We start from the raw sequence: 22,363 nt of genomic DNA on the forward strand, positions 1-22,363 counted from the left end.
ATACACCGCTCGTACCGGCCTGCTGCGTCTGCTCCGTCGAGGAGTCGGTGCTGGGGGAAGCTGAGGAATGAGATGCTGCCATACCTGCTTTTGACCGGTAAGTCCTTGCGGACGGGTTGAGAGGCAGGTCCGTGCGCACGTGGCGATTGCTCGCGACTTCGTCACGCCCTGTCCCATGAACGACGAGGAGCTTAGAAGGAACATTCTTGCTCCCCATCACAAGGCATGTCAATGCTTGCTCCCGATTTTGCCGCAGTGCGATAGTTTTTTAATTATCGTTTTCCCTGTATGGCAAATCGCGCTTTAACGAATCAAATGACGCCTGCCGCGGGTAAATCCGAAAAACTCCTAGGGCGCATGGCACTTAAGCATATTTATTCGTTCGGTCGCCCACACAGCCGGCGGGCGATTCGCGCTATCGGCGGGCCTTCCGGCGGCGCAACAAAAAATGCGTGTGAAGGCCGGGGAACGGGCCGTCAGCGAGGGGTCGGCAGTGGGATTCGCGAATAACGACCCGGTGCGCATTCACGCGAAATAAAACCACGGCTCGATTTTAAAAGTATGACAAGATGCGCCCGCGCGCCACCCCGAATTAATCGGCAATTGATTGCGCCTGTTCGTCGATCCAGATCAACGCGGCCATGCGACCGGTCTCGCGATCACGGCGATACGAATAAAAACGCTCGCGCAACGTGACCGTGCACAGATCGCCGCCGCTGATGCGCTTAAGGCCGAGCCGCTGCAGGCGCAGGCGCGCCAGCGCCGGCAGATCGGCGAGATATTTGCCGGCATTCGCGGGATGCGCGACGAACGCCTGCGCGGTCGCGTCGCGTTGTGCATCGTCGGCACCGGTCATGAAGGCGTCACGCACGTCTGCGCCGACTTCGAATGCGCTGGGCCCGATCGACGGCCCGAGGTACGCATGCAGCTCGCTCGCCCGCACACCCGCCAGCGCCGCGACCCGCGCGGCGGTCTGCTCGACGATGCCCGCCGCGAGTCCGCGCCACCCGGCATGCGCGGCGCCGACCGCGCGCCCCGCTTCGTCGCACAACAGCACCGGCATGCAATCGGCGACCATGACGACGCACGCGATGCCCGCGCCATCGGTGACGCTCGCGTCGGCGCGCGCCGGCGCACCATGCTCGCGCGCGTGCGCGATCGCATCCTCGGCGCGGACGATGCCGGCGCCATGGATCTGTTCGAGCCACGCGGCCTCGCGAACACCGGCAAGCGCGACGAGCCGTGCGCGATTGCTCGCGACCGCGGCGGGATCGTCGCCGGTCTTCATGCCCAGATTCAGCCCGCCGGGCTGGTCGGCGCCGTCGCGCCAGCGGCCGAACGGCGCGTCGCTGAGGCCGCCGTCGCGGGTGGTCACGAGCGCGCGCACGCGCGGCGACACGTTCCATGCGGGTTGCACGACATCGGCAAAACCCAGCTCCGGGAGATAGGTGCTCATGCGTGATCGTCCTCGTCGTGGTCGCTGTCTTCATCGTACGCGCCGTCGTCGACCGATGCATCGTAGTCCTCATCCTCGCCATACGCATCGTCGAACTCGCCCGCGTCGTCGCGACCCAGACCGAGCGCGGCCGACAACGCCTCGATGTCGGCCGGCACCTCGGCGCGCCATTGCATCGAGCGGCCGGTCTTCGGATGAATCAGGCCGAGCCGCCACGCGTGCAGCGCCTGGCGCGCGAAGCCGTCTGGCAGCGGCGTGACCGAGCGCTTGCCGCGCGCGCGTCCGTACACGGGATCGCCGAGCAACGGATGACCGATGTGCGCGCAATGCACGCGAATCTGATGCGTGCGCCCCGTCTCCAGATCGCAGTGAATCGCCGTGACCGGCTGACGCTGCCAGATCGCCGAGGCCACGCGCCGGAAATGCGTGCGCGCCGGCTTGCCGGCCGCGCCCGTCACCACGGCCATGCGCGTGCGCTCGCGCGGATCGCGGCCGATCGGCGCGTCGATCGTGCCTTCTTCGGGCAGGTTGCCCCACACGAGCGCGAGGTAGCGGCGCTTGACCGTGCGCGCCTGCAACTGGCGCACGAGGTCGGTCTGCGCCTCGAGCGTGCGCGCGACCACCATCAGCCCCGAGGTCTCCTTGTCGAGCCGATGCACGATGCCCGCGCGCGGCAGACCCGCCGCGGACTCGCCATAGCGGTAGAGCAGCCCGTTCAGCACGGTGCCGCTCCAGTTGCCAGCCGCCGGATGCACGACCATGCCGGCCGGCTTGTTGATGACGACGAGCGTGTCGTCCTCGTAGACGATGTCGAGCGGCACGGGCTCGGGCGTGAAGGCGAGCTGCTCGGGCAGCAGATCGGGCACGAGCTCGATCGTCGCGCCAAGCGGCACCGGCTGGCGGATCTTCGCCGCCTTGCCGTCGACGCGCACCCGCTGTGCCTCGATCCAGCTTTGCAGACGGCTGCGCGAGAACTCCGGGAATACTTTGGCGAGCACCTTGTCGAGGCGCTCGCCGGCCAGTTCGTCGGGTACCACGACACTGCGCGGCGCTTCGTCGGCCGCGCGCACGGGCACGGGTGCCGCCGCGGCCGCAGAGCCTTGCGGGATGCTTGCGGCGAGCGCGTCGCTGGAGAAATCGTCGTCGAGGGAATCGACGCCCAACGCGTCGGCCGGGTCGGCGCTTACGCTATAATCTTCGTTGCTATTCCCGGCGCCTGCGGCGCCTGGAGTATTTGAGCGGGTCATTGAATCTGGGTCACCTGGACGTAAAGCTAGACTGGAAAATGCGAGCCTTGAACACCATCACTGAAGCGGCGATCAATTTGGCGGCCGTCAAGAAGGCGGCCCGGAAAGTGGCCGGATACATTGCGTGCGCCGCGGCCGTCGTCGCTGTTGCGGCTTGCCACGGCCTGCCGGAGAAGACCGACGAAACGGCAGCGTGGAACAACAACAAATTATATACGGAGGCGAACGACGCCCTGACCGGTGGTGACTGGGGCAAGTGCGCGAAGTATTTCGAACTGCTCGAGGGTCGCGACCCGTTCGGCCACTTCGCCCAGCAGGCGCAGATCAACGTCGCGTACTGCAACTGGAAAGACAACGAAAACGCCGCCGCCGACCAGGCCATCGACCGCTTCATCCAGCTGCACCCGGATCATCCGGACATCGGCTACGCGTATTACCTGAAGGGCATGATCCACTTCAACGACGACCTCGGTCTGTTCGGCCGCTTCTCGGGCCAGGATATGAGCGAGCGCGATCCGAAGTCGCTGCGCGAGTCGTATGACGCGTTCAAGGTCGTGGTGGACCGCTTCCCGAACAGCAAGTACGCGCCGGACGCCGCCCAGCGCATGCGCTACATCGTGAATGCGCTTGCATCGCACGAAGTCCACGCCGCGGACTACTACTATCGCCGCGGCGCCTATGTCGCCGCCATCAACCGTGCGCAGCTCGCATTGCGCGAGTACAAGAACGCGCCGGCCATCGAAGACGCGCTGCACATCATGATCCTGTCGTACGAGAAGCTGAACAACCAGCAACTCGCCGACGACACTCGTCGCGTGCTGGCCGGCACCTTCCCCGACAGCCCGTACGTGACCGGCCACGCACGGCCCGGCACGGCGAAGTCGTGGTGGCAGTTCTGAGCCCTCACGCGCCGACGGCACACTGACCTTCGTCTGAAAACGAAAACGCCACGACCTCGGTCGTGGCGTTTTCGTTTATGCGCGCCGCGAGACTCAATCGCGCTCGAACAGCGCAATCGATTCCACGTGCGACGTATGCGGGAACATATTGACGACGCCCGCGCCCACCAGCCGATAGCCGGCCTCATGCACGAGCAGCCCGGCATCGCGCGCGAGCGTGGCCGGCGCGCACGACACATAGACGATGCGCGTCGGCAGCGGCCCGTTGCCGCTCTGCGCGATCTCCGCGAGCGCCTTCGCGATCGCGAGCGCGCCTTCGCGCGGCGGATCGACGAGGAACTTGTCGAAGTGGCCGAGCGCGCGCAAGTCGTTGGCGGTGACTTCGAACAGGTTGCGGCACGCGAACGACGTATGCCCGGCGACGCCATTCAGCTCCGCATTCGCGAGCGCGCGCTGGGTCAGCACTTCGCTACCCTCGATGCCGACCACTTCCCGCGAGATTCGCGCGAGCGGCAGCGTGAAGTTGCCGATCCCGCAGAACAGGTCGAGCACGCGGTCGGTGCGTGCCGGCGCCAGCAGGCGCAGCGCGCGGCTCACCAGCACGCGGTTGATCGCGTGATTGACCTGGGTGAAATCAGTTGGCTTGAATGGCATACGGATGCCGTATTCGGGCAGCGTGTAGTCGAGCTGCACGTCGAGAGGATAAAGCGGCGTGACCGTGTCGGGACCGCCCGGCTGGATCCAGAACTGCACCTTGTGCTCGTCCGCGAACTCGCGCAGCACCTGCTCGTCCCCGGCCGTCAGCGGTTCGAGGTTGCGCACGACGAGCGCCGTGACCGACGAGCCGACCGCGAGCTCGAGCTGCGGCATGCGGTCGTAGATAGACAGCTTGCGGACCATGAAACGCAGCGGCATCAGCATCGCCGACACATGCGGCGGCAGCACCTCGCAGGTCTTCATGTCGGCGATATAGCTGCTCTTCTTCTCGTGAAAGCCGATGCGCATGCCGCCGCGCTCCGGCAGGTAGCGCACCGCGAGCCGCGCGCGATAGCGATAACCCCAGGACGGCCCGTGAATCGGCCGGAACACCGTTTCGGGGCGCAGCTTCGCCAGATGCTGCAGGCTGTCCTCGAGCACGCGCTGCTTGACCGCCACCTGCGCGCGCATGTCGAGATGCTGCATCGAGCAGCCGCCGCAGATGTTGAAGTACGTGCATTTCGGCGTCGTGCGGATCACGCTTTCGCGGAACACCTGAACGACTTCGGCCTGCTCGAATTTCGGCTTGCTGCGATGCGTCGAATAACTGACGAGTTCACCCGGCAGCGCGCCTTCGACGAACACGACCTTGCCCGGCGTGCCGTCTTCGCTCGTGGTGCGGCCCACGCCGCGCGCTTCCATATCGAGCGAAACGATTTCGATGAGCGGTTCGTTGCCGGTAATGACGGGCGCCGGCGCCGGGGCGTGCGCCCTGGCATGCTTCGATGAGCGCCGCGGCGAGCGACGTGGGGGGGCAGTTCGGGACACCTGCGGACTTCCTGACAAACTAAGGGGGGAAAGGCGAGATTGTAGACGAAGCGCCGGGCTTGCCTGCGATGCGGTGCGCACCACACGCGGACCACACGCGGAGCGAGTGCGGATCGCGGCCCGGATTGCGGCTCCCCGGCGGAGGCTCTGCTCGCGCGCGCTTACTGCACGAACGCCGCCAGATACTCGGCCCACTGCGGCGCGCTTTCCAGCGCGAGCGCGTTCTTCACGAGGTTGATCTCGTCAGCATACTCCGACGGCGAAAAGCCGCCGCGCATCAGTTGGAAGCGGCAATACAGCAGGTACGTATTGACGACGTCGGTCTCGCAGTAATTGCGGATTTCCTCGATACGCCCTTGCTGGAACGCCTGCCACACCTGACTGCCGTCCATGCCCATCTTGCCCGGAAAGCCGCACATCTTCGCGAGCGCGTCGAGCGGCGCGTTCGCGCGCGCCTGGTACATCGCGAGCACGTCCATCAGATCGGTGTGTCGCGCGTGGTAGCGGCTGATGTAGTTGTTCCACTTGAAGTCGCGGTCGTCCTCGCCGAGATCCCAGAACCGGTAGGCGGGGATGCCGTTGACGAGCGCGCGGTAGTTGAGCACCGGCAGATCGAAACCGCCGCCGTTCCACGACACGAGTTGCGGCGTGTACTTTTCGATCACGCGATAGAACGACTGCACGAGCGTCGCCTCGCCGTCCTCGGGCGTACCGAGCGAGCGCACGCGAAAACCGTTGTTGTCACGGAACACGCAGGAAATCGCCGCGACCCGCTGGAGGTGATGCGGCAGAAAATCGCTGCCAGTTTTTTCGCGGCGTGCGGCGAACGCGTGCTCGGCGACGTCGGCGTCGCTCATCGACGCGGGCAAATCTTCAAGCCGGCGGATGCCGGCGACATCGGGAATCGTCTCGATGTCGAAAACAAGAATCGGTGTCATCAGGTCAGAGAACGGCGTCTTTGCGGACACCGTTTGAGGCAAAGAAGCGCTTCAGTCGCACCAGCGCTTCCTGTTGGATCTGGCGCACACGCTCGCGCGTGAGGCCCATTTCGTCGGCCAGCTCCTCGAGCGTGGCGGGCTCGATGTGATTCAGACCGAAGCGCCGCTCGATCACATGGCGGTGCTTGTCCGACAAACGCGCGAGCCATGCGCGTGTCAGTGTTTCGAGCTCGCGATGCTGCACTTCGGCGTCTGGCGACTGGCTCTGGTCGTCCGACAGCAGATCGAGCAGGCTGCTCGCCGGATCGAGATCGAGCGGCGCATCGAGCGAGGCGGTGTGCTCGTTCAGCGCGAGGATGTCGGTGACTTCGTCGGTGGTCTTGCCGGTCAGATAAGCGATGTCGTCGATGCTCGCGTCGCGGCGCTCGGCCGCCTCCCCCGAATTCATCGAGTTCTTTTCCAGATGGCGCTTCGCGCGCAACACCTGGTTGAGCTCACGAATCACATGGACGGGCAATCGCACCGTACGCGCCTGGTTCATGATCGCGCGCTCGATGCTCTGGCGGATCCACCACGTCGCGTAGGTCGAGAAACGGAAGCCGCGCGTCGGATCGAATTTTTCGATTGCGTGCATGAGGCCGAGGTTGCCCTCCTCGATCAGATCGAGCAGCGGCACGCCGCGATTCAGATAACCCTTGGCAATGCTGACGACCAGCCGCAGATTGCGCTCGATCATCACCTGCCGCGCTTCGAACTCGCCGGCCTTGGCAAGGCGCGAATATTTCTGCTCTTCCTCGACGGTGAGCAACGGCTTCACGCTGATGCGATTCAGATAATGCTGGATCGTGTCGGCCGTGAGCTCGGCCTGCAGCAGTGCGCGGAAATCGTCGGCGTCGGGCGGCGCCTCGCCGGTGGTTTCGCGCGCGTCAGCGCTCTCGCTGTCGTCGAGGCCGCTCTGGCGTTCGTCGAGATCGCGCTCCTCCGCGACCTCTTCTTCCACTTCCGAAGCGCCGCTTTCGTCCACTGCGGCAGACGTGACTTCGCTGATCGTCTCAGACTCGGCTTGGGGCGGGCGGCGCTTCGATTTCGGCATGGTCGTATCGCTTATTGCGGCGGCAAATACTTCAGTGGGTCGACTGGTTTACCCTGTCGGCGAACTTCGAAATGCAACATCACACGGTCGGAATCGCTATTGCCCATCTCTGCGATCTTCTGCCCCTTCGTAACCGCGTCCCCCTCTTTTACCATCAAAGCGCGGTTGTGTGCATACGCAGTGAGATAAGTTGCATCATGCTTGATGATAATGAGATTGCCGTAACCACGCAGCCCATTTCCGGCATAGACGACGCGACCATCGGCTGACGCTTTAACCGGCTCGCCCGCGGAGCCGCCGATATTGACGCCCTTGTTGGTCGAGTCGTTGAACGTGTTGAGCAGCGGACCGCGCACCGGCCATGCAAATGCTACGTTGCCTGCCGCGGCGCTGCCGATGTCGGCGCTCGCCGCAGAGGGATTGGCCGGAGGCGCAGCTACCGCACCATTCGCGGGCGTACCGTTCGTCGCGCCGCCGTAGAGCGGCGGCATCGCGGCGCCGACCACGGCCGGCGCGTTGTTGTTCAGCGGTGCGCTTTGCACCGCGCCCGTGCTGCCGATCGGCGCGGTCGACACGCCCGGCGTCATGGCCGCGGTATTCGCGCCCGGCGGCACGACGCGCAGCAGCTGGTCGACTTCGATCTGATTCGGGTTGGTCAGGTTGTTCCACGTCGAGATGTCGCGGTAATTCTGGCCGTTTTCGAGCGCAATGCGGTACAGCGTATCGCCCGGCTTCACGCGATAGTAGCCGGGCGGCGGCGGGCCGAGCGGCACCGCGGGTTGCGCCGCGCCCTGCGCGGTGGCGAGCGTGCCGCCGCCGGAGCGGTCGACGACGGGCGCCTGGTCGAGCCGGGATGCACAGGCCGTCATCAACAGGGACAAGGCGAGCACGCACACGCTGCGCTGGGTTACGGTCAGGGGGGTATTCGGGGTGGTTCTCTGCATCGCGCGCAACATACTCATCGGTGTCAAATCACTCCGGATTTTAAGGGTACAAAGAAAACGCGATCAAGCCGCGACTCGCGCCATTGCGCGGGGCCGAGGCGCTCGATCAGCGTCAGCACCTGGCTCTGTCCTTCCTGCGAGCCGACCGGCGCAACCAGACGTCCGCCGATCGCGAGCTGCTCGAGCAACGCCTGCGGCACGTCGAGCCCGGCCGCCGCGATCACGATCGCGTCGAACGGGGCCGCCGACGGCAAACCGAGCCGCCCGTCGCCGTAATGCAGCCGGATATTCGGAATGCGCAGCGGACGCAGATTCGTCTTCGCGCGCTCGGACAGCGGCTTGATGCGTTCGATCGAATAAACCTCGCGTGCGACCTGGCTCAGCACCGCCGCCTGATAGCCGCAACCGGTGCCGATTTCGAGCACCGTGTTCAGCGCGCGCCCGGCCGCCGCGAGTTCGATCATTCGCGCAACCACCGACGGCTTCGAGATAGTCTGGTGATGACCGATCGGCAGCGCGGCATCTTCGTACGCCTGGGCCGCAAGACCCGGATCGACGAACATGTGGCGCGGCACCGCCGCCATCGCGTTCAGCACACGCTGATCGCTGACGCCATTGGCTCGCACGCGTTCGACCATGCGTTCGCGAACCCGTTCCGAGGTCAGCGCCAAGGCGTTGTTCATCGCGCCGCTCATTGCACCGGCCAACGCGGCGTTCGGCGCGGGTTTCGCGCTTTGCTGCAGTTGCGACTGGAGTGGCGATGGCGTCGCGCGTGCGCTGTGGCCAGACGCATGCGTCGAGTTTTTGCCTGGCTTGACCGACGACTTTGGTGCTTGCTTGACAGGCTGCCCCGCCAATGCACCAGCCAACGAGTTCGCCGTTGTCTTTGCGACTGGCGCGGCCTGCGGCTTTGGCGGCATTGCACCGGTCGCCGCCGTTGACGTACCGAACGAAGCGCTTTGCGTCTTCGCCTGGGGAATCACCTGGGGTCGCGTCGCCGGCGTAGATTGCGCAGCAGCTGAGGTCCTCGCTTGCGCCCGTGCGGCCGCGCCGCCCTGCGTCGGTTTCGCCGACTGCTGCCGTGCGTTCAACGCCGCGCTCGCCGCGAGCGCCGCCGCGCGCATCTCACCCGGACGTCCCTCGGGCCGGCGCGGTTCGCGCACCAGGTCCTCGAGACCTAACGGAAAGCGCTTCGCGCGCTCGCCGGTCATGAACTGCCGCTCCCGGCGCGCAGCCAGTCGCGCGCCGCAGGCAGCATTTGCGTGTAGGTCAGATCGAGCTGCAGCGGCGTGATCGACACGGCGCCGTTGGCCACCGCATGGAAGTCCGTGCCTTCGCTCGCGTCGCGCGCATGGCCCGAGGCGCCGATCCAATAGATCGGTTCGCCGCGCGGATTGGTCTGGCGGATCACCGGCTGCGACGGATGACGTTTGCCGAGTCGCGTGATCTGCCAGCCGCGCAGTTCGTCATACGGCAGGTTAGGAATATTGACGTTCAGCAGCGGATGTCCCGGCAACGGCCGCGCGAGATAATGCGCGACGATTTCGGCGGCAACGCGGGCCGCGTCTTCGAGATGCGCCCAGTCCTTGTCGACGAGCGAGAACGCGATGGCCGGCACCCCGAACATGATGCCTTCGGTGGCGGCTGCGACGGTGCCGGAATACAGCGTGTCGTCGCCCATGTTCTGGCCGTTGTTGATACCCGACACGACGAGGTCCGGTGTATGGTCGAGCATGCCGGTCAGTGCGATGTGCACCGAGTCGGTCGGCGTGCCGTTCACGTAGTAGAAACCGTTCGCCGAACGCAGAACCGACAGCGGCCGCCACAGCGTCAGGGAATTCGACGCGGCGCTGCAGTTCTGTTCGGGAGCCATCACGGTGACGTTGGCGATCGGCTTCAGCGCTTCGTAAAGCGCGGCGAGGCCCGGCGCCAGATAACCGTCGTCGTTGCTGAGTAGGATTCGCATGCGCCGATTGTAACCGAGGAAAGATGGCACGCGAACGACATGGGCGGCGTGTCCGCGTGGCGTGCACAAGCGTCGTGCGAGCCAGTATTTTCCAGGTGCGCGGATGCTTGTATCGAACGCAAAGATGCTGCTTCGCACTGAACGCGCGGCCGTGCGCGCTCGTCGATGAATCGGCATCCTGTGCGTACTTCGCGCTGTGCAATGCAATACGGCTTGCGCGAGAAGCGCGCGCGACGCATCAAAAGCGCGCTGCACGTTGTAACCCGCAGCGCAATAAATCGCACGGTCGTGCGCTTTACTTTACACTCGAAAACAGTGCAAACCCTGAACGATACGGAGACACGATGCGCGCGATTCGCTGCAAGCAGTACGGGCCGCCCGAGAGCCTGGTCGTCGACAACCTGGCGCATCTCGAAGCGCCGCCTGGCCACGTCGTGATCGACGTGAAGGCCGCGGCCGTCAATTTTCCCGACGTGCTGATCATCGAGAACAAATACCAGTTCAAGCCGCCGCTGCCGTTCACGCCCGGTTCGGAAGCCGCGGGCATCGTGCGCGCGGTGGGCGAAGGCGTCACGCAGTTCAAGCCTGGTTCGCGCGTGGCCGCGTTCACCGGCTCCGGCGGTTTTGCCGAGCAGGCGCTTGCGCCCGCCGCGGCCTGCGTGCCGCTCGACGATGACGTGTCGTTCGAACTCGCGGCCGCGTTCACGCTCGCGTATGGCACCTCGCATCACGCGGTGGTCGATCGCGGCGCGCTGCAGCCGGGCGAGACGATGCTCGTGCTCGGCGCGGCCGGCGGCGTCGGGCTGGCGGCGGTCGAAATCGGCAAGGCGCTCGGCGCGCGCGTGATCGCGGCGGCATCGAGCGACGAAAAGCTCGCGACCTGCGTGAAGCACGGCGCGGACGCGACGATCAACTACAACACCGAGGATCTGCGCGAGCGCATCAAGGCGCTCACCGATGGCAAAGGTCCGGACGTGATCTACGACCCGGTCGGCGGCGTGTATGCGGAGCCGGCGTTTCGCAGCATCGGCTGGAGGGGGCGTTATCTGGTGGTCGGCTTTGCGAATGGCGAGATTCCAAGGCTGCCGCTGAACCTGATGTTGCTCAAGGGCGCAAGCGTGGTCGGCGTGTTCTGGGGCGACTTCGCAAAGCGTGAGCCGCAGCGCAATCGCGCGGCATTCGAGCAGATGACCGGCTGGATTCGTGAAGGCAAGCTCAAGCCCTACGTGTCGGCCCGCTACTCGCTCGACGACACCGGCCGCGCGCTGCGCGACATGGCCGAGCGCCGCGTGATCGGCAAGGTGGTCATCACGCCGTAGCACAACCAATAAAGCAGCATCAAAAACGGCGCGGCGGCCGACTGCGATTTCGGCCGCCGCGCCGCTTGCGATCCACGTTCACAACTTCTCGGTATCCCCGGTGCGCGGCTGCCACTTCATCAAACGCCGCTCCGCGGTCCCGACGATCGCATCGAGAATCAGCGCGAACGCGGTCAACACCAGAATCCCCGCGAACACCGTGTTGATATCGAAGGTGCCCTCGGCCTGCAGGATCAGATAGCCGACGCCGCGCGCCGAGCCCAGATACTCGCCCACCACCGAGCCGACGAACGCAAGCCCCACCGACGTATGCAGGCTCGAAAACACCCAGCTCATCGCGCTCGGCAGATAGACGAAACGCAGCAGCTGTTTGCGGTTCGCGCCGAGCATGCGTGCGTTCGCGAGCACGACCGGGCTCACTTCCTTCACGCCCTGGTAGACGTTGAAGAACACGATGAAGAACACCAGCGTGACGCCGAGTGCGACCTTCGACCAGATGCCGAGGCCGAACCACACGCCGAAGATCGGCGCGAGAATCACGCGCGGCATCGAGTTCGCGGCCTTCACGTACGGATCGAACAGCGCGCTCGCGGTCGGCGCGAGCGCGAGCCACAGGCCGACGCCGAGCCCGATCGCGGTGCCAAAGACGAACGCGAGCACGGTCTCGACGAGCGTGATCCACAGATGCAGATAGATCTCGCCGCCCGTGAACCATTCCCAGATCCGCTGCAGTACTTTCTGCGGCTCGCCAAAGAAAAACGCCGCCTTGTTCGGATCGTCGAAATAGAACGGCGGTATCAGCGTCGGGCTCGTCAGCACGTACCACAGCACGAAGCACAGCACGAGCAGCAGCCACTGCCAGATCACCAGATTCGCCCGGCTCGGGCGCAACGTCTTCCACATGACTTGGTTTGCCTTGGACGATTATTGAACACGTCTTCTTTTCGATGCGCAGGCGGGGATGCGCGGCACATTTAAACAGCGGTCAGTTGCTGCTGATAACCCTTGAGCACCTCGTCGCGCAGCACACCCCAGAGCTGCGCATGCAACTCGACGAAGCGCGGATGCGAACGGATTTCGGCGACATCGCGCGGCCGCGGCAGATCGATCCGGAACTCGCCGATCGGATGCGTCGCAGGCCCGGCCGACAGTACCACCACGCGGTCCGACATCGCGATCGCTTCGTCGAGATCGTGCGTAATGAACAGCACGGCCTTGCGCTTCGCGGCCCAGAGATCGAGCAGCTCGTTTTCCATCAGCTGCCGCGTTTGAATATCCAGCGCGGAAAACGGCTCGTCCATGAGGATGATGTCGGGGTCGAGGATCAGCGTCTGCGCCATCGCGACGCGCTTGCGCATGCCGCCCGACAGCTGATGCGGATAGCGGTCGCCGAAGCCGCCGAGACCGACACGCTTCAACCACTCTTCGGCCTTCGCGCGCGCTTCCGAGGCCGGCACGCGGTGAAACGACAGGCCGGCCATCACGTTGTCGAGCGCCGAGCGCCACGGCATCAGCGCATCTGCCTGGAACATATAGCCCGCTCGGCGATTCAGGCCGCTGAGCTTTTCGCCGAACACGCTGACGCCGCCCGTCGACGGCTGGAGCAGCCCCGCGCCGATGTTCAGCAGCGTGGACTTGCCGCAGCCGGTCGGCCCGACGACCGACACGAACTCGCCGGGCTCGATACGCAGCGTCGTGTCCTTAACTGCTGTGTAGCGCTGTGCGCGGTTGTCACGCGCGGCGAACGTGCAGGTGATGTTTTCGAGCGCCAGGGCAGCAACGGTCATCGTACGGCTCGCTTCGGGAATCGGGTTAGCGGGGAGTTGTCGCGGCGACGCTGGGGCGACGGCTGTGGACACGGCGAATCGCCCTGTCCGCGTCCCATTCGATGCGCCTGTGCGCGCGCCGCGTCGTTTAGGCCTTGACGGTCGCGAGCGCCTTCTTCACGAAGTCGTTGGTCCACGTCTTCGACAGATCGATCTGCGCGTTCTGGATCACCGGATCGAACGCTTTCAGCGTCTTCAGCGACGTCGCGGGACCGTCGGCGGGCATCAGGCCGTCGGGCGACATCGCTTCGCGCACGTGCTGCCACGCGTCGAGATAGAGCGCGCGGTCGCCGAGCAGATAGCTCTCCGGCACCGTGTTGATCAGTTCGCTGCCGCTCGCGTTCTGCAGCCACTTGAGCGCGCGCACCATCGCATTGGTCAGCGCCTGCGTGGTGTTCGGGTTCTTCGTGATGAACGACTGCGATGCGTACAGGCAGCCCGCCGGCATGTCGCCGCCGAACACGATGTGCGTATCGGTGAGCGTGCGGGTATCCGACACGACGCGCACGTCGCCGGCGCGCTCGAGGCGCGTGACGACCGGATCGAGATTGGCGATCGCGTCGATCTGCCCGGACTGCAGCGCGGCGATCGCGCCGGCACCGGCGCCCACGCCGATGAACGCGACGTCCTTCGGACTGAGCCCTGCTTTCGCGAGGACGAAGCTCGCCATGATCGCCGTCGACGAACCCGGCGCGGTCACGCCAATCTTCTTGCCCTTCAGATCGGCGATCGACTTGTAGTTCGGCATCGTCTTCTTCGACACCGCGAGCACGATCTGCGGCGCGCGGCCCTGCAGCACGAATTCGCGGAACATCTGCTTTTGCGCCTGCAACAGCAGCGTGTGTTCGAACGCGCCGGAGACCACGTCGGCGCTTCCGCCGACTGCCGCCTTCAACGCCTGCGAGCCGCCCGCGAAGTCGGAAATCTCGACTTCGAGCCCTTCGTCCCTGAAGTAGTTGCGGCGCTCGGCGATCGTCAGCGGCAGGTAGTAGAACAGGTTCTTGCCGCCGACCGCGATGGCGACCTTGGTGGTCTCGGGCTTGCCCTGCGCGAAAGCGAACGGCGTGGCCGCGAGCGAGGCGCCCGCGAGCGCCGCACCGCCGGCGAGGAAGGTTCTGCGTTGCATGGTCCGTTGTCTCCAGATTTTTTGTCGTCCGGCTTTTTGACCGCCCGTGTGCGCGTTGCGCAAGCGCTTGGCCACGGTGTGGGGCTGCCGGTCGCAAGGCGCGAATCGTGCGTCAGCGCCGCGCTTTACGCGCCTTTCTCCATGCGTTGCGCTGTGCGCATCAGACGATCTGTTGCGCCCGCAACCGCGCGATGCCGTCAGCATCATAACCTAGCGATTGCAGGACTTCATCGGTATGTTCACCCAGTTCTGGCCCCAGCCAGCGCGTCTCACCGGGCGTCGCCGACAGCTTCGGCGTAACCGTGGGCAGCGTGATTTCCTTGCCGTCCTGCCACTTGAACCGCTGGATCATCTGCCGCGCGATGAACTGCGGATCGGTGAACATATCGGCGACGCTGTAGATGCGGCCCACCGGCACGTCGGCCGCGTTCAGCACCGCGAGCGCTTCGTCGATCGTGCGCGTGGACAGCCACGCGCCGATCGCGGCGTCGATTTCCTGCGTGCGCAGCACGCGGCCATCGTTATGCGCGAGCGCCGGATCGTTGGCGAGATCGTCGCGTTCGATCGCGATCATCAGGCGCCTGAAGATCGGATCGCTATTGCCGCCGATCACGATGCTGCCGTCGCGGCACGGATACGTATTCGACGGCACGATGCCCGGCAGCGACGCGCCGGTACGCTCGCGCACCATGCCGTAGACGCCGTATTCGGGCACCACGCTTTCCATCATGTTGAAGACGGCCTCGTACAGCGCGACGTCGACGACCTGCCCCTTGCCGCCATTCATCTGCTTGTGATGCAGCGCCATCAGCGCGCCGATCACACCGTGCAGCGCGGCGATCGAATCGCCGATCGAAATGCCGATGCGCGGCGGCGGCAGATCCGGATAGCCGGTGATATGGCGCAGACCGCCCATCGACTCGGCGATCGCGCCGAAGCCGGGCCGGTCGCGATACGGGCCCGTCTGGCCGTAGCCCGACAGACGCACCATCACGAGGCCGGGGTTCTCGGCGGACAGCACGTCGTAGCCGAGCCCGAGCTTTTCGAGCAGACCGGGCCGGAAATTCTCGACGACGATATCGGCCTCTTTCGCGAGGCGCCGCACGATCTCCTTGCCCTCTTCGGCTTTCAGGTTGATCGTGACGGACTTCTTGTTGCGCGCCTGCACGGCCCACCACAGCGACGTACCGCCGACTTCCGGGTACAGCTTGCGCCATTTGCGCAGCGGGTCGCCGCCTTTGGGGTCTTCGATCTTGACGACGTCGGCGCCGAATTCGCCGAGAAAACGCGCGGCGAACGGCCCGGCGATCAGCGTGCCGAGTTCCAGCACCTTGACGCCGGCGAGCGGACCGCAAGCGTCATGCGGTGCGGCGCTCGCGCCTGATTCGGGGGTGGCGCTCATGAGTCTCCCTGGTTCTGCATCGTTGTGTACCCGGTCTGTCTGGTTTGCAACGACTTGCGACGATGCGTGCCTGGACGGATATGGCGGCGGCCAACGAAAGCCGCGTGGCTACATCGAACGACGGTCGAGCATCGCGCGCGCGATCGTGCCCGCGTCGACATACTCGAGCTCGCCGCCCACCGGCACGCCGCGCGCGAGACGCGTCACGGCAAGGCCGCGCGCCTTCAGCGTCTGTCCGAGGTAATGCGCGGTAGCCTCGCCCTCGTTGGTGAAATTGGTGGCCAGCACGACTTCCTTGACGACGCCATCCGACGCGCGCTTCACGAGCCGGTCGAAATGGATTTCCTTCGGGCCGATGCCGTCGAGCGGACTCAACCGCCCCATCAGCACGAAATAGAGGCCGCGATAGGTCATCGTCTGTTCGAGCATGATCTGGTCGGCCGGCGTTTCGACGACGCACAGCAGCGACGGATCGCGCTCCTCATCGAGGCAGACCTCGCAGATCTGCGCTTCGGTAAATGTGTTGCACTTTTCGCAGTGACGCAGATGCTCGGTCGCGAACAACAGCGAGCGCCCGAGCTTTTCGGCGCCTTCGCGATCGTGCTGCATCAGGTGATACGCCATGCGCTGCGCGGACTTCGGCCCGACACCGGGCAGCGCGCGCAGCGCTTCGACGAGCGCCGACAGGGCGGAAGGTTGTTTCATGCGGATCGGCGTCGACGTGGGAGGTGCTCGGGTGGGCGAATTGGGATGCGGGGGTGTTGCTCGAACCGGGCCGCGTTTTCACGCCGCGACGACGCTTTCACGCACGGCTGCAGGTTCGATGTTTCCAGCCTGCACGCGGCGCGCGGCGGCGAGCGTCTGCGTTCGCACCGCGGCAATCAATCGCCGCGGCGCTCACCCGCTTCAGCCCTCTCTCAATCAGAACAGGTTCAGAACGGCAGCTTGAAACCCGGCGGCAGCGGCAGGCCGGCGGTCATGCCGCCCATCTTTTCCTGCGCGGTCGCCTCGGCCTTGCGCACGGCGTCGTTGAACGCGGCGGCGACGAGATCTTCCAGCATGTCCTTGTCGTCGGCGAGCAGGCTCGGGTCGATCGACACGCGGCGCACGTCGTTCTTGCAGGTCATCGTCACCTTGACGAGACCGGCACCCGACTGCCCCTCGACTTCGATCTGCGCGAGTTGCTCCTGCATCTTCTTCATGTTTTCCTGCATCTGCTGGGCTTGCTTCATCAGCCCGGCGAGTTGGCCTTTCATCATGGACGTGCTCCTTCTAGATAGCGTGGAATCTGGCATTCCGGCGCCGCGCCGCGACGACGCCGCGAACGATGGATCAGTGGGCCGGCGACGCGCCGTTCGGGGCGGCGTCCGGGGTAATCGGGCGGATCGAGCCCGGCACGATGCTCGCGCCGAACTCGCGGATCAGCGACTGCACAAACGGATCGGCGCTGATCTCGCGCTCGGCTTCCTGCTGGCGCTGCGCGCGCAGCTTCGCGTCGTGCGCGGCGGCGGTACGGCGCGCCGGGCCGACTTCGACCTGCACGTCGACGTTCTGGCCGAGCCGCTCGACGAGCGCTGCCTTCAGTTTAGCGACCTGCGACGCTTCTGCGTATTGCGGCACCGGCACGTTGAGCTTCAGCGTGCTGCCGTCGAGCGCCATCAGTTCGCTGTTGAACGCAAGCTGATACGAGATGCCCTTCAGCGGCAGGTCGACGGCGAGCGCCGGCCAGTCGCCGGTGAAACCTAGCGGATCGAGCGGCACGGCAGGCGGCAGCGGGCGCGTATCGGCGACCGGCGCCGGCGCGGCCGCGCCGTCCATGCGGACGTCGTCGGGGCCGCGGTCGAACACCGGCACGAAGTTGTCGTCTGGCGGAATGAAGTACGCGTCGTCCGCGGCCGACAACGGCAGGTAGTCGTCGGGCGGTACGTCGTCCCATGGTGGGATCGACGGGCTGTTCTGCTCCGCATTGCTGCTCGCGCCGCTGTTTGCGTCGCGAGCGGGCGCAGCCTGCGCGGCGGTGTCCTGCGACACGCGGCGTGACGCACCGGGCGTCGGCACCGGCACGACCACACGCGGCGCGGCGGGTTTCGGTGCGGCCGGCTTCGGTGCGGCCGGCTTCGGTGTGGCGGGTGCGGCCGGCTTCGCGGACACGTCCGTGTTAGCGCGGCCACGGTCGGACGATACTTTCATGCCGGCGTTGCGCAGCACGTCGAGCGCGGCGCTGGCGCCGCCCGCGCGGCGCGGCACGGAGTCGGCTGCGGCCGCCGGTGCCGCCATTGAAGCGGGCGCCGCCAATTCCGGCCGCGCTTTCGGTTCCGGTGACGTGGCCTCTTCCGCGCGACCAGGCGCGGCAGTTGCACGCGCGCTCGGTGCGGACGAAGGTGCGATGTCGGAAACTTCGTTCGAGACCGGCGCGCTGGAGTTGGCGATCGTGGCGACGGCATTCGCGGGCGCGTCTTCCCACGGCGCCAGCGGGGGTGCCGTAATGGCAGGCGCTTCTGTCACGCGGGCGACTTCGGCGTTGGGCGATTGCGGTGCTGCTTCAGATTGCGCGGAGTCGGCTGCGGGCTTCGCGATCGGCTTTGCAGTCGGCGCGGTCGATTTCATCGCGTCGCCCTGCTCCTCGCCGGCAACGCCTACCTGAGGTCCACGAACGGGCGCAGCAGTTGCCATGGCCGTCGCGGACGACGGTGACAGCGCGCGCAGCGCGGCAACCGTCGGTGCACCCGAGCGCTGCGCACCGGCGCCGGCTCCGCCCGCACCGCTCTGCGTGCCAGCGGCTCCCGCCGCTCCGCCACCGCCGCCTGTCGGCGCCGGCTCGAACGCTAGCATGCGCAGCAGCGTCATCGTGAAGCCCGCGTATTCGTCGGGTGCGAGGCCCAGTTCGCTTCGGCCGATCGTCGCGATCTGATAGAACAGTTGCACCTGCTCGGCGCTCAACGCGTCGGCGAAACGGCGCAAGTCGGCCGCCTCCGGCCATTCGTCGAGCACCGACGAAGGCGCGAACTGCGCCCACGCGATCCGATGCAGCAGGCTCGCCAGGTCTTGCAGCGCCGTCGAGAACGACAGGCTGCGCAAGGCCATCTCGTCGGCGACCGCCAGCACCGCCGCGCCGTCGCCCTGCGCGAGCGCGTCGAGCAGGCGGATCAGATAGCTTTGGTCGAGCGCGCCGAGCATGCCGCGCACCGCGTCTTCACTGACCTGGTTCGCCGAATAGGCGATCGCCTGATCGGTCAGCGATAGCGCGTCGCGCATCGAACCGTCGGCCGCGCGCGCGAGCAGGCGCAACGCCTGCGCCTCGTGAGGCACGTTCTCTTCGCCGAGAATGCGTTCGAGATGCGACACGATATGGCCGGCCGGCATCTGCTTCAGATTGAACTGCAGACAGCGCGACAGCACGGTGACCGGAATCTTCTGCGGATCGGTGGTCGCGAGGATGAACTTGACGTGCGGCGGCGGCTCTTCGAGCGTCTTCAGCATCGCGTTGAACGCGTGGTTCGTCAGCATGTGCACTTCGTCGATCATGTAGACCTTGAAGCGCGCATCGACGGGCGCGTACACCGCGCGCTCGAGCAGCGCGGCCATTTCATCGACGCCACGATTACTCGCCGCGTCCATTTCGACGTAATCGACAAAGCGCCCTTCGTCGATCTCGCGACATGCACGGCATACGCCGCACGGCGTCGACGTCACGCCGGTCTCACAATTGAGCGCCTTCGCGAAGATGCGCGACAGCGTGGTCTTGCCGACGCCGCGCGTACCTGTAAACAAATAGGCATGGTGCAGACGGCCGCCGTCGAGCGCATGGGTGAGCGCGCGCACCACGTGCTCCTGTCCGACGAGCGAAGCGAAATCCTTCGGCCGCCATTTGCGTGCGAGAACTTGATAGGTCATCCGGAAATTGTATCAGTAACAATGGCGCGCAAAACCGATTCGGGAAGACGCGTGAAATGCGCGAAACGGCCACGACGACGCTCCATCCGAAGACGGCGAACGATCAATACAAAAGCTCGGAATGACTGAGGAGAAACTGCGCAGAAGCCGTGAAAACGGCCGCGGAGAAAAAAGCAAGGAAAGGTGACGAGCCCGACCCTCGGCACTGGTGGAAAACGGCTGTGGCTGCTTCGTTCCCGACCTGACCAGATTGACCATCCCTCCATGCGAGGAGGCCCGTCACGAAGGATTCTATCATTGCCGCGCGCATTGTGCGACTGTTGACACGAGCAAAACGCGAACGACGCTCCGCTTCGAACGGCTTCGCGCGGTTTGCGGCCGCTTTCTGCACGCCGCCAGACACCCTCCCGGCCACCGCGGCGACGCGCGCCACGCGCGGCACTTGAGTTCGCCGCGCGCGACACCATTTAGATTGCAACGCGGTCGCCGTGAGCCGCAGAAACCGGCCGACGCTGCGGCGGCGGCCTGTTAGCCCCACTGCGTTGATGAGTACTATCGCCATCGGCAACGCATAGCGAATTAAGCTACACTGCCAGTTGAAAGACCCGCATACGCGACTCTTTCCGCGCATTCCGTGAAAATCCGGCGTTTTTTCAGACGGTTCCTCTGATTTTCACAGGCATGCGCGGCGAGGCTCTGGATGCGGCAAAGCGAACGGAAGTATCCCCAGTTTTTGACGTATCGTGGCGAGCAATTCAGGCGGGCCTCGAACCGAGAGAGGTATTCATAAATGAGCGAACAAATCAAGCATATTAGCGACGCATCGTTCGAACAGGACGTCGTGAAATCCGATAAACCCGTGCTGCTCGATTTCTGGGCCGAATGGTGCGGTCCGTGCAAGATGATCGCGCCGATCCTCGACGAAGTCGCGAAGGATTACGCCGATCGCCTGCAAGTCGCGAAGATCAATGTCGACGAGCATCAGTCCACGCCGGTCAAGTTTGGCGTGCGCGGCATCCCCACATTGATCCTGTTCAAGAACGGCGCCGTTGCCGCTCAGAAGGTCGGAGCTCTGTCGAAGTCGCAACTCACCGCGTTCCTCGACGGCAACCTGTAAAGCAAGCAGTACGCCGCGGCGCTCGCGGGTCCATCGCGCGCCGCAGGCAGTTGGAGAATCGGGCGCATCGGGTGAGCAAACCGCCGCGCCCGCCGGTCAAGCGTGTTGTCAGCCGGCAACACGCTTTGCAACAAAGATGCCACGCTGCCGCACTGGCTTAAATTGGCGTGTGCTATGCTAGAATCCACAAAACGTCGAAAAGACGTGTAAGTCTTTGAGCGGTTCCGCTCACCCTCCTCCCAGATTTCATTTCGTCGCACCTTCTCCTGCGGGTTCTCCGTATGCATTTATCCGAGCTTAAGACTCTACACGTGTCCCAATTGATCGAGATGGCCAATGGCCTCGAGATCGAAAGCGCGAACCGCCTGCGCAAGCAGGAATTGATGTTCGCCATTCTAAAAAAACGAGCCAGAGCGGGCGACACGATCTTCGGCGACGGCACCCTCGAAGTGCTGCCGGACGGTTTCGGCTTCCTGCGTTCGCCGGAAACCTCCTACCTCGCCAGCACGGATGACATCTACATCAGCCCGTCGCAAATCCGCCGCTTCAACCTGCATACGGGCGACACGATCGAAGGCGAAGTGCGCACGCCGAAAGACGGCGAACGCTATTTCGCGCTGGTGAAGGTGGACAAGGTCAACGGCCAGCCGCCGGAGGCCTCGAAGCACAAGATCATGTTCGAAAACCTGACGCCGCTGCACCCGAACAAGGTGCTGCTGCTCGAACGTGAAATGCGTGGCGAAGAGAACGTGACCGGCCGCATCATCGACATGATCGCGCCGATCGGCAAGGGCCAACGCGGCCTGCTCGTCGCGTCGCCGAAGTCGGGCAAGACCGTGATGCTTCAGCACATCGCGCACGCGATCAAGCAGAACCATCCCGACGTCGTGCTGTTCGTGCTGCTGATCGACGAGCGTCCGGAGGAAGTGACGGAAATGCAGCGTTCGGTGGCCGGCGAAGTGATCGCCTCAACGTTCGACGAACCCGCCGCGCGTCACGTGCAGGTCGCCGAAATGGTGATCGAGAAGGCCAAGCGCCTCGTCGAAATGAAGAACGACGTCGTGATTCTGCTCGACTCGATCACGCGTCTCGCGCGCGCTTACAACACGGTGGTCCCGGCCTCGGGCAAGGTGCTGACGGGCGGTGTCGACGCGAACGCGCTGCAGCGCCCGAAGCGGTTCTTCGGCGCGGCGCGCAACATCGAGGAAGGCGGATCGCTGACCATCATCGGCACGGCGCTGATCGAAACCGGCAGCCGCATGGACGATGTGATCTACGAAGAGTTCAAGGGCACCGGCAACATGGAAGTGCACCTCGAGCGCCGTCTCGCCGAGAAGCGCGTCTACCCGTCAATCAACCTGAACAAGTCGGGCACGCGCCGCGAAGAGCTGCTGATCAAGCCCGAAGCGCTGCAGAAGATCTGGGTACTGCGCAAGTTCATTCACGACATGGACGAAGTCGAGTCGATGGAATTCCTGCTCGACAAGATCCGCCAGACGAAGAGCAATTCCGAGTTCTTCGACATGATGCGTCGTGGCGGCGGCAGCTAACGCGCGACGTTCGTGCTGGCCGTATTAGTCGGCAACTGCAACGCATGAAAAACCGCTCGCAA

Annotated in this window: 19 protein-coding genes and 1 other RNA gene; 4 read left to right on the forward strand and 16 right to left on the reverse strand. The window is 65.0% G+C overall.

All coding sequences use genetic code 11. The features are described from left to right. Positions 1 to 592: 592 nt before the first annotated feature. Complete coding sequence (pgeF, locus tag F6X40_RS14425) at positions 593 to 1,456, reverse strand: peptidoglycan editing factor PgeF (protein ID WP_187628300.1); 864 nt, start codon at positions 1,454 to 1,456, stop codon at positions 593 to 595. Continuing rightward, the gene (locus tag F6X40_RS14430) at positions 1,453 to 2,703 is read right to left on the reverse strand and encodes an RluA family pseudouridine synthase (RefSeq protein ID WP_184063686.1); all 1,251 of its coding nucleotides are present in this window, start codon (positions 2,701 to 2,703) and stop codon (positions 1,453 to 1,455) included. Before F6X40_RS14430 ends, pgeF begins: the two co-directional genes overlap by 4 nt. Positions 2,704 to 2,741: 38 nt before the next feature. On the opposite strand from F6X40_RS14430, the gene F6X40_RS14435 reads away from it, so the two are divergent. Further along, entirely contained in the window at positions 2,742 to 3,602 is an 861-nt protein-coding gene (locus F6X40_RS14435; protein WP_187628301.1) for an outer membrane protein assembly factor BamD, read from the forward strand. A gap of 93 nt (positions 3,603 to 3,695) precedes the next feature. Here F6X40_RS14435 and rlmD read toward each other — a convergent pair whose 3' ends face one another. The 6 genes from rlmD to surE form a co-directional block, all read right to left on the reverse strand. Then, positions 3,696 to 5,126, reverse strand: a complete 1,431-nt coding sequence (rlmD, locus tag F6X40_RS14440) for a 23S rRNA (uracil(1939)-C(5))-methyltransferase RlmD (protein ID WP_187628302.1) — start codon at positions 5,124 to 5,126, stop codon at positions 3,696 to 3,698. Positions 5,127 to 5,287: 161 nt separating this feature from the next. Next, the gene (locus tag F6X40_RS14445) at positions 5,288 to 6,064 is read right to left on the reverse strand and encodes a 3'-5' exonuclease (protein ID WP_184028919.1); all 777 of its coding nucleotides are present in this window, start codon (positions 6,062 to 6,064) and stop codon (positions 5,288 to 5,290) included. 4 nt (positions 6,065 to 6,068) lie between these two features. Then, the gene (rpoS, locus tag F6X40_RS14450; RefSeq protein WP_018418126.1) at positions 6,069 to 7,157 is read right to left on the reverse strand and encodes an RNA polymerase sigma factor RpoS; all 1,089 of its coding nucleotides are present in this window, start codon (positions 7,155 to 7,157) and stop codon (positions 6,069 to 6,071) included. Positions 7,158 to 7,168: 11 nt separating this feature from the next. Beyond that, on the reverse strand, positions 7,169 to 8,119 hold the full coding sequence (locus F6X40_RS14455; protein ID WP_184028933.1) for a peptidoglycan DD-metalloendopeptidase family protein: 951 nt from the start codon (positions 8,117 to 8,119) through the stop codon (positions 7,169 to 7,171). 5 nt (positions 8,120 to 8,124) lie between these two features. Continuing rightward, on the reverse strand, positions 8,125 to 9,312 hold the full coding sequence (locus F6X40_RS14460; protein ID WP_184063692.1) for a protein-L-isoaspartate(D-aspartate) O-methyltransferase: 1,188 nt from the start codon (positions 9,310 to 9,312) through the stop codon (positions 8,125 to 8,127). Beyond that, on the reverse strand, positions 9,309 to 10,067 hold the full coding sequence (surE, locus tag F6X40_RS14465) for a 5'/3'-nucleotidase SurE (protein ID WP_187628303.1): 759 nt from the start codon (positions 10,065 to 10,067) through the stop codon (positions 9,309 to 9,311). The genes F6X40_RS14460 and surE overlap by 4 nt, the downstream gene beginning before the upstream one ends. Positions 10,068 to 10,411: 344 nt before the next feature. Between surE and F6X40_RS14470 the strand changes: the two genes are divergently transcribed. Beyond that, a complete protein-coding gene (locus F6X40_RS14470) occupies positions 10,412 to 11,386 on the forward strand; it encodes an NADPH:quinone oxidoreductase family protein (RefSeq protein WP_187628304.1) in 975 nt (324 codons plus the stop codon). 78 nt (positions 11,387 to 11,464) lie between these two features. On the opposite strand, the gene F6X40_RS14475 is transcribed toward F6X40_RS14470, so the two are convergent. The 8 genes from F6X40_RS14475 to ffs all read right to left on the reverse strand — a co-directional run bounded on the left by F6X40_RS14475 (position 11,465) and on the right by ffs (position 19,915). Further along, the gene (locus F6X40_RS14475; RefSeq protein ID WP_187628305.1) at positions 11,465 to 12,289 is read right to left on the reverse strand and encodes an ABC transporter permease; all 825 of its coding nucleotides are present in this window, start codon (positions 12,287 to 12,289) and stop codon (positions 11,465 to 11,467) included. A gap of 71 nt (positions 12,290 to 12,360) precedes the next feature. Next, entirely contained in the window at positions 12,361 to 13,173 is an 813-nt protein-coding gene (locus tag F6X40_RS14480; protein ID WP_184003433.1) for an ABC transporter ATP-binding protein, read from the reverse strand. Between the two features lie 127 nt (positions 13,174 to 13,300). After that, on the reverse strand, positions 13,301 to 14,338 hold the full coding sequence (locus F6X40_RS14485; RefSeq protein ID WP_187618782.1) for an ABC transporter substrate-binding protein: 1,038 nt from the start codon (positions 14,336 to 14,338) through the stop codon (positions 13,301 to 13,303). A gap of 160 nt (positions 14,339 to 14,498) precedes the next feature. Continuing rightward, positions 14,499 to 15,740, reverse strand: coding sequence for a CaiB/BaiF CoA transferase family protein (locus tag F6X40_RS14490; protein ID WP_090804628.1), 1,242 nt, complete (start codon positions 15,738 to 15,740; stop codon positions 14,499 to 14,501). Between the two features lie 108 nt (positions 15,741 to 15,848). Then, positions 15,849 to 16,445 carry a recombination mediator RecR gene (gene recR / locus F6X40_RS14495; RefSeq protein WP_018418135.1) on the reverse strand — a complete coding sequence of 199 codons (597 nt, stop codon included), beginning with the start codon at positions 16,443 to 16,445 and terminating at the stop codon, positions 15,849 to 15,851. Positions 16,446 to 16,672: 227 nt separating this feature from the next. Next, a complete protein-coding gene (locus tag F6X40_RS14500) occupies positions 16,673 to 16,999 on the reverse strand; it encodes a YbaB/EbfC family nucleoid-associated protein (RefSeq protein ID WP_008923976.1) in 327 nt (108 codons plus the stop codon). A 73-nt stretch (positions 17,000 to 17,072) separates the two neighbouring features. After that, on the reverse strand, positions 17,073 to 19,634 hold the full coding sequence (locus tag F6X40_RS14505; RefSeq protein WP_187628306.1) for a DNA polymerase III subunit gamma/tau: 2,562 nt from the start codon (positions 19,632 to 19,634) through the stop codon (positions 17,073 to 17,075). A gap of 182 nt (positions 19,635 to 19,816) precedes the next feature. Then, positions 19,817 to 19,915: signal recognition particle sRNA small type (gene ffs, locus F6X40_RS14510), an RNA gene on the reverse strand. Between the two features lie 509 nt (positions 19,916 to 20,424). On the opposite strand from ffs, the gene trxA reads away from it, so the two are divergent. Together trxA and rho are read left to right on the forward strand one after the other, a co-directional pair. Next, positions 20,425 to 20,751: a thioredoxin TrxA gene (gene trxA / locus F6X40_RS14515; protein ID WP_013089343.1), complete on the forward strand. Its 327-nt coding sequence runs from the start codon at positions 20,425 to 20,427 to the stop codon at positions 20,749 to 20,751. A gap of 281 nt (positions 20,752 to 21,032) precedes the next feature. Beyond that, positions 21,033 to 22,301 (forward strand): transcription termination factor Rho, encoded by a 1,269-nt coding sequence (rho, locus tag F6X40_RS14520; RefSeq protein WP_184028958.1) that lies wholly within the window; start codon positions 21,033 to 21,035, stop codon positions 22,299 to 22,301. Positions 22,302 to 22,363 lie beyond the last annotated feature (62 nt).

Source organism: Paraburkholderia sp. UCT31 (assembly GCF_014397655.1).
Classification (GTDB): Bacteria; Pseudomonadota; Gammaproteobacteria; order Burkholderiales; family Burkholderiaceae; genus Paraburkholderia; species Paraburkholderia tuberum.